Genomic DNA, 12,744 nt, shown 5'->3' on the forward strand with positions numbered 1-12,744 from the left:
CGCCGCCGCTGCGGCGCGCCATGCCACGCGCGCGGCGCCCCGTCAAGCCGGAGGCGCCGCGCGGCCGGTTCGGGTTGCATAGGAAGATGAGCCCCGCCACCGACCACTCCGTGTCCGATCAGAAGACGGCACCGGATCCGGAGGATCCGGCCAAGCCCGACTCGCTCGGCGAGATCGAGAAGCCGTCGTGGAAGTACGTGCTGAAGAAGACCGTCCGCGAGTTCGGCGACGATCAGTGCCAGGACATCGCGGCCGGCCTGACCTACTACTACGTGCTGTCGCTGTTCCCCGCGCTGATCGCGGTGTTCTCACTGCTCGGCGTGGTCGGCCAGGGCAAGGAGGCCGCCACGGCGGTGCTCGACATCGTCACGCAGGTCGCGCCCGACGCGGCCGAAGGGCTGCAGGGGCCGATCGAGGACCTCGCCTCGTCGCAGGCCGCCGGGTTCGCCCTCATCAGCGGTATCGTCCTGGCGATCTGGACGGCATCCGGCTACGTGGGCGCCTTCAGCCGCGCGATGAACCGGGTGTGGGAGATCGACGAGGGGCGGCCGATCTGGAAGCTCAAGCCCGCCCAGCTCGCGGTGACCCTGCTCGCGATCGTATTGGTCGTCGTCGCGCTGGTCCTGCTGGTGATCTCGGGACCGGTGGCGGAGGCCGTCGGCCAGGCGCTCGGCATCGGCGAGATCGGTCTGATCATCTGGCAGATCGCGCGATGGCCGATTCTGGCGTTCATCGTCGTGTTCTTCGTGGCCGTGCTCTACTACTTCACGCCCAACGCGAAGCAGCCGAAGTTCCGCTGGGTCAGCACGGGCGCGATCATCGCGATCGTCGTGCTCGGGATCGCCTCGCTCGGCTTCGGGATCTACGTCGCGAACTTCTCCAACTACGACCGCACGTACGGCTCGCTGGCCGGCGTGATCATCTTCCTGCTGTGGGTGTGGATCGCCAACCTCGCGCTGCTGTTCGGCGCGGAGTTCGACGCGGAGCTCGAGCGCGGACGCCAGCTGCAGGGCGGGCTGGAGGCCGAGGAGCGCATCCAGCTGCCGCCGCGCGACACGAAGAAGATCGACAAGAAGGCCGAGCGCGAGGAGAAGGAGATCGCCGAGGCGCGCGCGATCCGCGAGCGGGCCGCCGCGAGCAACGGCGACGAAGGGCGCTGACCGGCGGATCAGGCGGCGTCGACACCCGAGAAGGTGATGCCGCCGAACGCGGCCTCCTCGGCGAGCTTCGCGATCCGCTGCGGGTCGAGCTCCGGCGGCTCCGGCGCGTCGAAGTCGAAGCGCATCTTGATCGCGGGGTTCAGCCACACCGTGCTGCGGCCGGTGCCGTCGCGGTGCTTCCACGACAGCGCGAAGCTCTCGTGACGCCGCAGCTTGGCGGTGATCACCATCTTGAGGTGGGCGAGCTCCACATCGTCCACGAGCACCGGGGTGTCGAATCCGTCGTACGTGAGTCTGCCCATGGGGCCAATCTATGCCGCCCCGTGCGATCGCGGGCCCGAAATGGCCCGGTACGGCGTCCAGGTCGCATGGTGGATTCGCGCTCGATCCCTCGGCCGGCGGCGAACGGGCGTACGGTGAGCGCATGTGGACTGTGCTCGTGATCCTGCTCGTGGTCTGGCTCGTCCTGGCCATCGTCGGGTTCGCCCTCAAGGGGCTGCTCTGGCTCGGCATCATCGGAATCGTTCTGTTCGTGGGGACGGTGATCTTCGGGATCCTCCGTCAGCGGAGCCGCGGTCGGTCTTGACGGCGGAGGATCCGGCCGACGACGCGAGGCCGCGTCGAGCCATCGCCCCGCCGCGCGCGGTGATCGTCGTCAATCCGGTGAGCATCGACCTGGCGAGCCTGCGAAGCGCCGTGACGGCCGAGGAGGAGCGGAGCGGATGGCTGCCGTCCATCTGGGTGGAGACGGCCGTTCGATCGGACGGCCGGGTGGCCCGCGCTGTGAGGGACCATCAGCCGGCGCTCGTGCTGATCGCCGGCGGTGACGGCACGATCCGCTCGGTCGTGGACGAGATCCACCCCAGCGCGGTGCCGGTGGCCCTCGTGCCCGGCGGCACCGGCAATCTCCTGGCCCGCAACCTCGGCCTCGTCGGCGATACCGAACTCGCCGTGCGCGACGCGTTCAGCACGGGAGCGACTCGTGCGATCGACGTCGGGAGGATCCGGCTCGACCATCCGGACGGGCACTCCCAGACGCGGGTGTTCCTCGTCATGACCGGTGTCGGGCTGGACGCGCGCATGGCGAGCGACACGAGCAGCGCCTTGAAGAAGCGCGTGGGCTGGCTCGCCTACGTCGAGCCCATCAGCCGGTCGGTGCTTCGCGGCGAGCGATTCCTGATGCGCTACCGGGTGGACGGCGACCGGGAGCGCTCGGTGCACGCGCACACCGTGATCGTCGGCAACTGCGGCACACTCACCGGGGGCATGGTGCTGCTGCCCGCGGCGGTGGTCGACGACGGACTGCTCGATGTCGTGCTCTTCCGCCCCAGGGGGTTCTGGCAGTGGCTCCGCGTCGGAACCCGGCTGGGGATCGGCGGGCTGCTGCATCGGACGCGGCGGGGGCGGGCGGTCCTGCGCGCCACCGCCGACCTGCACGTGCTCCCCTATGTGCAGGCCGCGACGCTGACAGCACGGTTCGACCGGCCGGAGAGCATCGAGCTGGACGGGGACAGCTTCGGGACCGTGCTCGGGGTCACCGTGAGCGTCCATCCCGGCGCGCTCCACGTCCGCGTGCCGCGGGTGTGAACCCCAGACGGCGCGCCCACGCCGGTCCGCGGAGACGACGGAGGCCCTGGGTCCCTTGCCGAGCAAGGGACCCAGGGCCTTCAGTGCGACAACGTCCGTGGAGCTGGGGGGAATCGAACCCCCGTCCAGCGCTGAGTCTCTGGGGATTCTCCGGGCGCAGTCTGTGAGAGCGTTCTGCTCGGCCCCGACCTTTGTCACAGACACCTAAGTCGACGGGCCCAGTCGAGGAAGAGTCCCGCGTGACGTCCCGACACCGTCACGCAGCAAGATCCCTAGATGACGCCAGGATCCGTGTCGGGATCGACCACGGTCTGACGGACTATCGGGCTCGCTTACGCAGCGAGAGCGAAGTCAGTGCGCTTGGAGTTGGCACTTATTGGTTTGCAGGGAGCGTTAACGAGATAACCCCGCATCCTCGGCCCGCTTCTCGCAGATTCGCAAGCACTGTCGAAACCGATCAGCCCCGTGAATCCTCCGCGTGAAGGAGGCGTTGTCGCACTGTGGAGTTGCCAGCCCGATCCGGAGACCCGGGCGATCCCGGTGACGAACACCGAGCATCACAGACTACAACGGATCGGCGATCGGCGCCATTCCCGGCCGGCCCGTGCCGCCTTCGCGTCGCGAGCCGGGCCGGGATGGCGGATCAGCGGGCCGCGGCCCTGATGAGCGACACGACCGCGCCGGATGCGCTGATCATCGGCACGTGCGAGGTGCGGACCTCCACCGTCGTGGCACCCGCGCGCTCGGCCATGAAGCGCTCGGCCTCGGGCGGGATGATCCGGTCGTTCTTCGCGACCATGTACCAGCTCGGGATCGTCTCCCACGCGGGGATGCCGGAGGGCGTCACGAGCGCGGCGAACGCGGCGGGCCGCTGCGAGGCGGCCATCGTCTTCGCGAGCTGCTTGGGCACGTCCTGCGCGAACAGCTCGGGGAACACGGCCGGGTCGATGTACGCATCGGCGTCGCCCTCGCCCGCACCGGGGAACGGCCGGACGACGAGGTGCTCCGTCACGGTCGAGTGTCCGCCGCCGAGCTCGCTCGACGCGGCCACCGTCTCGCCCTGGTCGGGCGCGTACGCGGCGATGTACACGAGCGACTTCACGTTCGGGCTCCCGGTCGCGCCGTTCGTGATCACGGCGCCGCCGTACGAGTGCCCGACGAGCACGATCGGCCCCGTGATGGTCGCGAGGAACTGGCGCAGGTACTCCCCGTCGAAGGCGGGGCCGCGCAGCGGGTTGGCGAACGCGAGGACCGGATAGCCCTCGGCCTGGAGGGCGGCCGCCACCTTCGACCAGCCGCTGGCGTCCGCGAACGCGCCGTGCACGAGCACGACGGTCGGCTTCGGCTTGCTGTGGCCGGGCCCGTGGCGGCCGAGCTCGGCGGCGGGCTGCGCGGTGACGCGATCGCTCGCGGCGCGCTGGTCGGCGGCCGTCGCGGGGGCCGCGATGCCCACCAGGGCGGACAGACCGAGGGCGGCGGCCGTCGCGAGGGCGACGAGACCGCGGTGTCGGCGGATCATGGGGGGTCCTTTCGGGAGGGGGTGAGGAGGGAGTGACGTTCAGACCTCGACGGGCACGCCGTCGGGGAGCCAGCGGATGAGATCGCGCACGTCGGCGGGCGCGTCCCGGACGGCGGCGCGCATGCCGTCGGGTCCGTCGCGGAAGTGACTCCAGCCGTCGTAATGCGCGGGGATCGCGACGCGCGGCCGCAGCTCGCCGATCAGCCGGACGGCATCCGATCCGGTCATCGTGTACCGGAACGGACCCGTGAGACCGAACTGCACGCCGCCCGCGTTCACGATCGCAACGTCCACGGTCAGCACCTGCACGAGCCGGTGCAGCGCGGGGGTCAGCACGGTGTCGCCGGACACCCACAGCGCCACGTCGGGGCGCCCGGCGACCCGGATCGCGAAGCCGATCACGTCCCCGACCAGGGGCCGGCTGAGCGGCGGCCCGTGGCGGCAGGGCGTGGCCGTGACCTGGAGATCGGCCCTGCCCACCCCGGCCAGCAGCGTGCTCTCCCCCGTTCGCAGCCCGCTCGCGTGGGGCAGGCTCAGGCGGCGGGCGCCGCTCGCAGTGGTGAGCACGCGACCGGCCGAGGACAGCATCGACCGGCCGCGTGCGTCCAGGTTGTCCGCGTGGTGGTCGTGGCTGACCAGCACGAGATCGACGGGCCCGATCTCGTCGGGCGTGAGCGCCGGGCCCGCGGTCTTGACCGACGACGTCCCCAGCGCGAACGCGTACCGGCGCCCCGGCGGATCGAACGTGGGATCGATCAGGATCCGCCAGGACTCCAGTTCGACGAGCACCGTGGGCCCGCCGATGCGGGTGACCAGCATGACGGGTCCGCCCGCGTCACAGCGCGGGGTTGGCGCGCGGCAGCTGCGCGTGTTCGAGCGCCCACCCGAGGGCGTAGTCGGCGACTTCCTCCCAGCCGTCCTGGCTCACGATCCGGTGCGTCCGTCCCGGGAACTCGACGCGCTCCACGAGCGCCGGCCCCTTCGCGTACTTCTTCAGCGTGGCCTTCTGGATCGCCGGCGGGGCGACGTGGTCGATCCCGCCCGAGATCAGCAGCAGCGGGGCGCGGTCGGGCTTGGCGAAGTCGACCCGGGTGATCCCGGTCCGCTCCTTCGGCAGCGACAGCACTCCCTCGAAGAACACGCGGTTCACCGAGTGCACGGCGCTCTTCTCCCACTCGCGGTCGGACTCGGCTCGGGTCAGGTCGTTGCCGAACGTGTAGTGGAAGTGGGCCTTGCTGAACGGGTTCGCCTTCCGCATCCGGAACGGATTGGACAGGATCGGCAGGCCGGTGCGCAGCGTCGAGAACGGCAGCGCGAGCACGCCGGCCGGCTGGCCGGGCTCGACGCCCACGCCGGCGATCGCGAGCCCGCGGTCGAGCAGCATCTGGATGAAGATGCCGCCGAAGGAGTGGCCCATCAGGATCGGCTGCTGCGGGAGGGCGCGGATGATCCGGTCGTACGCGTCGACGATCTCGACGATGCCGCGGTTCTCGAGCGGCTTGGGATCGCGCCGCACCTGCTGCGGCGTGCGGTCGTCGATGCCGGGCCAGCCGGGCACGATGACCTCGTGGCCCTGCGCGCGGTACCGGTTCGCCCAGGTGTCCCAGCTCGACGGGGTCATCCACAGGCCGTGCACCAGCACGATCGGGGGTTTGGTGGGGGGTGCGTCGTCCATGATGGGGTCCTCTCGGATCGGGTCGGGGCGGGCGGGTCAGGATTCGATGAACGCGAGGATGTCGGAGTGCAGCCGGGCGGGATCCGTGTCGGGCAGTCCGTGCGCGCCGCCCTCGTAGATCAGGAGCGTGGCGCCGGCGATCTGCTCGGCGGACAGTCGGCCGCTGATGTCGAACGGCACGATCTGGTCGTCGTCGCCGTGGATCACGAGGGTCGGGACGTCGATCTTCGCCAGGTCGGCACGGAAGTCTGTGGCCGAGAACGCGGCGACGCAGTCGTACGCGTTGTGCGCCCCGGCCGCCATCGACTGCAGCCAGAACGCGTCGCGGATGCCCTGCGACACGTCGCCGCCGCGGTTGTTGCCGAAGAACGGCCCGTCGGCGAGGTCGCGGTACAGCTGGGAGCGGTCGCGAGTGACGCCGGCGCGGATGCCGTCGAACACGTCGATCGGCACGCCGTGCGGGTTGTCGTCCTGCTGGACCATGAGCGGCGGCACCGCGGAGACCAGGATCAGCTTCGCGACGCGCGCGCTGCCGTGTCGGCCGACGTAGTGCGCCACCTCCCCGCCGCCCGTCGAGTGGCCGATGAGCGTCACGTCGTTCAGGTCGAGGTTGTCGAGGAGACACGCGAGGTCGTCCGCGTAGGTGTCCATCTCGTTGCCACCCCAGGTGCGGGTCGACCGCCCGTGGCCGCGCCGGTCGTGCGCGATCACGCGGTGCCCGCGGTGGCTGAGGAACAGCGCCGCCGCCTCCCACGCATCGGCGTTGAGCGGCCAGCCGTGACTGAGCAGCACGGGGCTGCCGTCGCCGCCCCAGTCGAGGTAGTGGATCTGGGCTCCGTCGTCTGTGGTCACGTACGGCATGGCGGTCTCCTGTGAGGTGGGGCGGGATCGGATAGCCGCCATGGTCCTCGCGGGCGCGGCCGGGCGCACCACGTGCGGCACGTAGTCGGAGCTCGACCGCGGCCGCACGGACTACGCGCGGCGTGCTCTCACAGGTCGACCGCGAGATCGGCGAGCTGGCGGCGGGAGTTGACGCCGAGCTTCCGGTAGATCTTGCGGAGGTGGTAGTCCACGGTGTTGGGGCTGATGAACAGCGCCGCGCCGATCTCCGCATTGGTGGCGCCCCGCGCGGCGAGCCGTGCGACCACGGCCTCCTGCCCGGTCAGGTCGGTGCGCGCGGCTTGGATCTGCTGCGGGTCCTCGCCCGAGGCCGCGAGCTCGCGTCGAGCGCGAGCCGCGAACCGCACGGCCCCGACGCGTTCGAGCAGCTCGAGCGCCGTGTGCAGCTCGTCCTTCGCGTCGCGCCGTCGACGCACGCGGCGCAGCCACTCGCCGTACAGCAGGTGCCCGCGACCGAGTTCGCCCGGCGCGTCGATCGCCGCCAGGTGGCGCAACGACGCGAGGTAGTGCGCCTCGGCGTCGGCGTCCTCGGCCAGCAGGGCGAGGCAGCGCTCGGCCATGGCCCTCGCCCACGGCTGCCCGCTCAGCCTCGCGTACTCGCACAGCTGCGCCGTCGCCCGCTCGGCGGCGGCGCGCTCACCGCAGCGTGAGGCCGCCTCGACCAGTTCCGCCAGCTGGTGGAACGTCGCCTGCAGGAACGGCTCGGCCACGAGGGCCGCGAGCCGCTCGTATGCCTGCCGGTGGCGCCCATCGGCGATGTGACCGATGGCCAGCGCGGCCTCCGCGATCCGGACCACGCCCGCCCACCCCGCCGCCGCGAGCGCCGCCACGATCTGCTCGACCAGCTCGTCCGGAGCGCCCGCCCAGGCCAGCAGCGCGGGGTTCACCACCTGCTGCTCCTCGTAGCCGACCGCCCGGCGCAGCTCGGCGGCCTGATCCATGCAGTCCTGCGCGCGCCGCATGTCCCCGAGTGTCTGGGCGACCGAGCTCAGGACCCACAGCGCCGAGTCCGCCTCGCGCAGCGCCCCGTGCTCCCTGGCGATCCGGATGGTCCGCTCGAGCAGCCGCGCCGCGCCCTCGATGTCCCACAGGCCGAGCGTCGGCGGGATCAGGACGTAGCTGAACTCCAGCAGGGTCGCGTCGTCGAGCGCCTCGAGCGTCGCCCGTGCCTCCTTCAGCCGCGGGATCGCATCCGCGTACGGCTCCAGCACGAACGCCGCGAGTGCGCGCAGGACGATCGCGTACGGGCCCTCGGCCGCCGCGGCGCCAGCGATGAACCGCCGGCCGAGCACCTCGAGTGTCACGCCTCCCGCCATGTCCAGCTCGACCGCGAGGGCGAAGTTCAGCGTGTGCAGCAGGGTGCGCTGCTCGAGCTCGGGCGCGAGGTCGTGGAAGCAGTCCGCGGCCTCGAGCAGCATCCGAGCTCCCGCGCGCAGGATCGTCGGATCCGCCATGAACAGGCCGCTGAACGCGCGCACGCACAGCAGCCGGCCGCGCTCCACCGGGCCCAGGTCGCCGACGTCGATCTCGTCCACGAGCTCCAGCGCGAGCCTCGCCGAGCCGGCGCGGACCGCCGCCTCGCCCGCGGTGATCAGCAGCGCGCGGCGCCGCGACGTGTCGCCGGCGAGATCCGCCGCGCGGGCGAGCAGACGAGCGCGCGACGCCTGTCCGCCGCGCGAGGAGGCCCTGTCCGCGAGCGCCACGAGCTCGTCCACCACCTCCCTGTCGGCCACGACGGTGGCGGCGTGCCACGAGCTGACCTCGTCCAGGCCGCGTGCGGCGGTCTCCTCGCGCAGCGCTCGGTGGACCGCACGCCGGTCGGCGTCGCTCGCGGCGTTGTAGACGGCCGCGCGCACCATCGCGTGCCGGAAGCGGATCCGGTCGTGGATCTCGACGAGCCGCGCCACCTCCGCCTCCGACGCCGCGTCGTCCGGCAGTCCCAGGCGCCGCGCCGAGGCCCGCACGACCTCCGTGTCGCCGCGCGACTCGGCGGCGGCGAGCAGCAGCCAGCGCCGCGCGGGCCCCGGCAGCCCGTCGACGCGGCCCAGGTAGTGACGCTCGAGACGGCGGCCGATCGGCACCGGCGATCCGGACAGCACGGCGCGCGTCAGCTGATGGACGTCGTGCCCCTCCCCCAGCTCGGTGAGCGCAAGCGGGTTGCCGCCGGTCTCCGCGATCACCTGCCCCGCGACCACGGGATCCAGCATGGCGCCGAGGTGCTCGCGCAGCAGTTCCGTCGCCGTCGCCGGATCCAGACCTTCGAGGCGCAGGGACGGCACTCCCGCGAGCGCGCGCACCACGCCCTCGTCCTCGCGGCAGGCGAACAGCAGTGCGAGCCGCTCGGCCGACAGCCGACGCGCGACGAACCCGAGCACCTCCAGCGTCTCCGGGTCGAGGTGGTGTGCGTCGTCCACGGCGCACACGAGGGGCTCGTGCTCGGACGCCGCGGCCAGCAGCGAGAGGGTCGCGAGCGCGACGAGCGCGAGCTCGGGCGGCGGTCCGTCGCGCAGACCCGCGGCCACCAGCAGCGCCCGACGCTGCCGGTCGGACAGGACGTCCAGCTGCGCGCCGAGCGCGCGCCCGAGCCGATGCAGACCGCCGTACGCGATGCGGGACTCCACGGCGTACCCGTCGATGCTGACGACCCGCGCGCCCGTGCCCTGGGCCGTCGCCTCGGCGAGCAGCGTGCTCTTGCCGACCCCGGGCTCGCCCACGACGACGAGCGCACCGGCGACGTGGTTGCGTGCACCGCTGATCAGGGTGTGCAGGCGGTGCAGCTCGTCGGTGCGGCCGAGGAACCGGATGGGGGGCATCACGAGAAACGTACTGCCCGGGGATCCGCGGCGGAAGCATCGGTATTCCGGTCTGCCCTGGGGTTCTTCCGGCGACCGCGCCGACCACTAATGTGAGCGCATGGCACACCCGAGCCACCTCCTTTCCTCGCGCCCCGACGACGTCCCCCGCCGCGAGGGATCCGGCGCGCGCCTGTCCCGCATGATCCGGATCCCGACGGTGAGCGCCGAGCGCGAGACCCGGGGATCCGCCCCGTTCGAGGAGTTCACGGACCTCCTCGCCGAGCTCTACCCGCGCATGCACGCGGCGCTCGAGCGCGAGCGGATCACCGACCTCGGCCTGCTCTACCGCTGGCGCGGCACGGGCGCCGCCGGCGCGCCGGTCGTGCTGATGGCGCACTACGACGTGGTGCCCGCCGACGAGGCGGACGGCTGGACGCACCGCCCGTTCGAGGGCGTGATCGCGGACGGATGGGTGCACGGCCGCGGCGCGCTCGACGACAAGGGTCCGCTCCTCGTGATCCTGGAGGCCGTCGAGGATCTCCTCGCCGCGGGGTTCGCCCCCGCGCGCGACGTGTACCTGTCGTTCGGCGGCAACGAGGAGACGTACGGCGACGCCGCGCGCGCCATCGCGGAGACCCTCCGCGAGCGCGGCGTCGTGCCGTGGCTCGTGGTGGACGAGGGCGGCGCCGTCGTGGACGCTCCCCTGCCGTTCGTCTCCGGCCGGGCGGCGATGATCGGCGTCGGCGAGAAGGGCGTGGCCACCTTCCGCATCGAGGCGCGCGGCGACGGCGGGCACGCCTCGGCGCCGCACGGGACGACCGCGATCGCGCGCATCGCGGCGGCCGTCGCGCGCCTGGACGCCCGCACCTTTCCCGCCCGCGTCCCCGCCGCGATCGCGCGCATGCTGCGCACCTTCGCGGGTCGCACGTCCGGTCCCTCCGCCGTGCTGCTGCGCATTCTCGCCGCGGTCCGGCCGCTCACGGCGCGCGCCTTCGCGCTCGCGGGCGGCGAGCCCGCGGCCCTCGTGCGCACCACGATCGCCGCGACCCTGCTGGACGGCGGATCGGCCGCGAACGTGCTGCCGGCGCGCGCGTCCGCGACGCTGAACGTCCGGATCCTCCCGGGCGAGACGGTCGCCGGCTCGCTGCGCCGCATCCGGCGCCGAGTCCGGGATCCGAAGGTGAGCGTCGAGGTACTGGAGGGGAGCGATCCGTCGCCCGAGTCGCCCGTCGACGGCCCCGAGTTCGCCGCGATCGCCGCCGCGGCGCGCGCCGCCTACCCGGATGCGCTGCCCGCGCCGTACATCATGATGCAGGCCAGCGACGCGCGGCACTTCCACCGCTTCTCCCCCGCCGTGTACCGCTTCGCACCCCTGGCGATGTCCGCGGCTCAGCGCGCGGCGATCCACGGCGTCGACGAGCGGGTCGAGATCTCCTCCCTCGAGCGCGGGCGGGACTTCCACGTCGCCCTCCTCACGAACCTCACGGAGCACAAGTGACCACCATCACGTCGACCTCGAAGGCGAGGCTCGGCGCGCTCGCCGGCGTCGTCGGGTTCCTCGCGTTCGTCGAGTTCACGAGCGGCGTGCTGCAGGGCTGGTACACGCCGATGCTCACGGACATCGCGCGGCACCTCGGCATCCACGACGCCGACGTCAACTGGCTGGAGGGCTCGCAGCTGATGCTGTCGGCGCTGGTCGTGCCGATCTTCGCGAAGCTCGGCGACATGGTCGGCCACAAGCGCATGCTGCTGACCTCCACCGCGCTCACGGCCGCCGCGTCACTCGCCCTGCCGTTCACCGACTCGTTCGCCGTGTTCCTCGTGGCGTGGACCCTGCAGGGCTTCTACGTCGTCTGGCTGCCGCTCGAGATCGCGCTGATCTGGTCGCGGGCGCGCGCGACCGGATCCGGATCCGTCCTGACCGCGCGGGCGGCGGGCCTGCTCGTGGCCGCGCTGGAGGTCGGCGCGATCACGGGCGCGCTCGTCGGCGGCGCGCTCGTGGACGCGCTGCCGCTGTGGATCGTGCTGCTGGTGCCCGCGCTCGCGGTGGTCGCGTGCTTCGCGGTCATCCTGTTCGGCGTGGCCGAGTCGCCCGTGGTGAGCGGCGGCCGGTTCGACACGGGCGGCGTGATCCTGCTGACGATCGCCCTGCTCGCCTTCACGGGCGGGCTGAGCCTGCTGCGCCTCGAGGGCGGCTGGCTCGCGTGGCTGCTGGTCGCGGGCGGCGTGGTGCTGATCTGGCCGTTCGCGGTGTGGGAGCGGCGCTCGGCCGATCCGCTCATCGACGTGCGGATGTTCGCGGATCCGGCGCTGTGGCCCGTGTTCCTGACCGCCGGCCTGTTCGGCGTCAGCGTGCTCGGCGCCCAGGCGCCGCTGTCGACGTTCGCGCGCACGGATCCCGCGGTGCACGGCTACGGCCTCGGCACCACCGGGTTCGCGACGTCGCTCATCATCGGCCTGTACCTGATCGCGATGATCGCCGGCGCGCTGCTGTATCCCGTCGTCTCGCGGCTGGCGACGCCGCGCGTCGCGCTGATCGGCGCGTCGCTGCTGGTGGGCATCGGGTACCTGCTGTTCCTGCCCTTCCACGACGCCTACGCGCTGGTCGTGACCAACATGGCCATCGCGGGCGTCGGATCCGGCGCGCTCGTCGCGGCCCTTCCCGCGGCGGCCGCGTCGGCCGCACCATCCTGGGCGACGGGCCAGGCCACGGGCCTGACGAACGCGGTCAAGACCGTCGGCGGCGCGATCGCGTCGTGCGTGTTCGGCATCGCCCTGCTGCACGGCGCGGGTGGCGTCGCCGAGTCGACCGCCGGATCCTTCGCCGGCTACCTCACGGTGTGGATCGTGTGCGGCGTCACGGCCCTCGTCGCCGCCGCCGCCCTGGTGGTCGTGCCGAAGGGCGCGTTCACCGACTCGCCCGCCCGCTGAGTCCGCCTCTCGCTCACACCAGCGGGGGTTCATCCGCGACGGCATCTCGCGAGCGCTCGCGAGGCGATCCGGCCGTCCCTCAGTCGTCGGAGCACGCGCGCGGTCGACGGGTCGCCGTTGCTCGTGTCGCCGCTCGAGCCTCAGGAGGCCACACCAGCCCCACCGACCCGACAGACG

General features: G+C 72.4%; 11 protein-coding genes and 1 other RNA gene. 5 read left to right on the forward strand and 7 right to left on the reverse strand.

Annotated elements, in window-relative coordinates:
* The first annotated feature begins 86 nt into the window (after positions 1–86).
* Positions 87–1,160 carry a YihY/virulence factor BrkB family protein gene (locus AAD528_RS04205; RefSeq protein WP_345750803.1) on the forward strand — a complete coding sequence of 358 codons (1,074 nt, stop codon included), beginning with the start codon at positions 87–89 and terminating at the stop codon, positions 1,158–1,160.
* A gap of 8 nt (positions 1,161–1,168) precedes the next feature.
* Here the strand turns inward: AAD528_RS04205 and AAD528_RS04210 are convergent, their stop codons facing one another.
* Positions 1,169–1,462 (reverse strand): DUF7882 family protein, encoded by a 294-nt coding sequence (locus AAD528_RS04210; RefSeq protein ID WP_345750804.1) that lies wholly within the window; start codon positions 1,460–1,462, stop codon positions 1,169–1,171.
* 122 nt (positions 1,463–1,584) lie between these two features.
* Between AAD528_RS04210 and AAD528_RS04215 the strand changes: the two genes are divergently transcribed.
* Entirely contained in the window at positions 1,585–1,746 is a 162-nt protein-coding gene (locus tag AAD528_RS04215; protein WP_345750805.1) for a hypothetical protein, read from the forward strand.
* Between the two features lie 77 nt (positions 1,747–1,823).
* Positions 1,824–2,747 carry a diacylglycerol/lipid kinase family protein gene (locus AAD528_RS04220; protein WP_345750806.1) on the forward strand — a complete coding sequence of 308 codons (924 nt, stop codon included), beginning with the start codon at positions 1,824–1,826 and terminating at the stop codon, positions 2,745–2,747.
* A gap of 95 nt (positions 2,748–2,842) precedes the next feature.
* Here the strand turns inward: AAD528_RS04220 and ssrA are convergent.
* The 6 genes from ssrA to AAD528_RS04250 form a co-directional block, all read right to left on the reverse strand.
* Positions 2,843–3,212: a transfer-messenger RNA gene (ssrA, locus tag AAD528_RS04225) on the reverse strand.
* 178 nt (positions 3,213–3,390) lie between these two features.
* Positions 3,391–4,266, reverse strand: a complete 876-nt coding sequence (locus AAD528_RS04230; RefSeq protein ID WP_345750807.1) for an alpha/beta fold hydrolase — start codon at positions 4,264–4,266, stop codon at positions 3,391–3,393.
* Between the two features lie 39 nt (positions 4,267–4,305).
* Positions 4,306–5,085: an MBL fold metallo-hydrolase gene (locus AAD528_RS04235; RefSeq protein ID WP_345750808.1), complete on the reverse strand. Its 780-nt coding sequence runs from the start codon at positions 5,083–5,085 to the stop codon at positions 4,306–4,308.
* A gap of 16 nt (positions 5,086–5,101) precedes the next feature.
* Positions 5,102–5,941 (reverse strand): alpha/beta hydrolase, encoded by an 840-nt coding sequence (locus AAD528_RS04240; protein ID WP_345750809.1) that lies wholly within the window; start codon positions 5,939–5,941, stop codon positions 5,102–5,104.
* 36 nt (positions 5,942–5,977) lie between these two features.
* Positions 5,978–6,802, reverse strand: coding sequence for an alpha/beta fold hydrolase (locus AAD528_RS04245; RefSeq protein WP_345750810.1), 825 nt, complete (start codon positions 6,800–6,802; stop codon positions 5,978–5,980).
* A gap of 128 nt (positions 6,803–6,930) precedes the next feature.
* Complete coding sequence (locus AAD528_RS04250; RefSeq protein WP_345750811.1) at positions 6,931–9,654, reverse strand: helix-turn-helix transcriptional regulator; 2,724 nt, start codon at positions 9,652–9,654, stop codon at positions 6,931–6,933.
* Positions 9,655–9,754: 100 nt separating this feature from the next.
* On the opposite strand from AAD528_RS04250, the gene AAD528_RS04255 reads away from it, so the two are divergent.
* Together AAD528_RS04255 and AAD528_RS04260 are read left to right on the forward strand one after the other, a co-directional pair.
* Entirely contained in the window at positions 9,755–11,134 is a 1,380-nt protein-coding gene (locus tag AAD528_RS04255; protein ID WP_345750812.1) for a M20/M25/M40 family metallo-hydrolase, read from the forward strand.
* On the forward strand, positions 11,131–12,567 hold the full coding sequence (locus tag AAD528_RS04260) for an MFS transporter (RefSeq protein ID WP_345750813.1): 1,437 nt from the start codon (positions 11,131–11,133) through the stop codon (positions 12,565–12,567). The genes AAD528_RS04255 and AAD528_RS04260 overlap by 4 nt, the downstream gene beginning before the upstream one ends.
* Positions 12,568–12,744 lie beyond the last annotated feature (177 nt).

It is taken from the genome of Microbacterium rhizophilum, from assembly GCF_039605615.1.
GTDB classification, from domain to species: Bacteria; Actinomycetota; Actinomycetes; order Actinomycetales; family Microbacteriaceae; genus Microbacterium; species Microbacterium rhizophilus.

Coding starts and splice junctions, on each gene's coding strand:
- AAD528_RS04205 (WP_345750803.1), top strand. CDS start 87: ATGAGCCCCGCCACCGACCACTCCGTGTCCGATCAGAAGACGGCACCG.
- AAD528_RS04210 (WP_345750804.1), bottom strand. CDS start 1,462: ATGGGCAGACTCACGTACGACGGATTCGACACCCCGGTGCTCGTGGAC.
- AAD528_RS04215 (WP_345750805.1), top strand. CDS start 1,585: ATGTGGACTGTGCTCGTGATCCTGCTCGTGGTCTGGCTCGTCCTGGCC.
- AAD528_RS04230 (WP_345750807.1), bottom strand. CDS start 4,266: ATGATCCGCCGACACCGCGGTCTCGTCGCCCTCGCGACGGCCGCCGCC.
- AAD528_RS04235 (WP_345750808.1), bottom strand. CDS start 5,085: ATGCTGGTCACCCGCATCGGCGGGCCCACGGTGCTCGTCGAACTGGAG.
- AAD528_RS04240 (WP_345750809.1), bottom strand. CDS start 5,941: ATGGACGACGCACCCCCCACCAAACCCCCGATCGTGCTGGTGCACGGC.
- AAD528_RS04245 (WP_345750810.1), bottom strand. CDS start 6,802: ATGCCGTACGTGACCACAGACGACGGAGCCCAGATCCACTACCTCGAC.
- AAD528_RS04250 (WP_345750811.1), bottom strand. CDS start 9,654: ATGCCCCCCATCCGGTTCCTCGGCCGCACCGACGAGCTGCACCGCCTG.
- AAD528_RS04255 (WP_345750812.1), top strand. CDS start 9,755: ATGGCACACCCGAGCCACCTCCTTTCCTCGCGCCCCGACGACGTCCCC.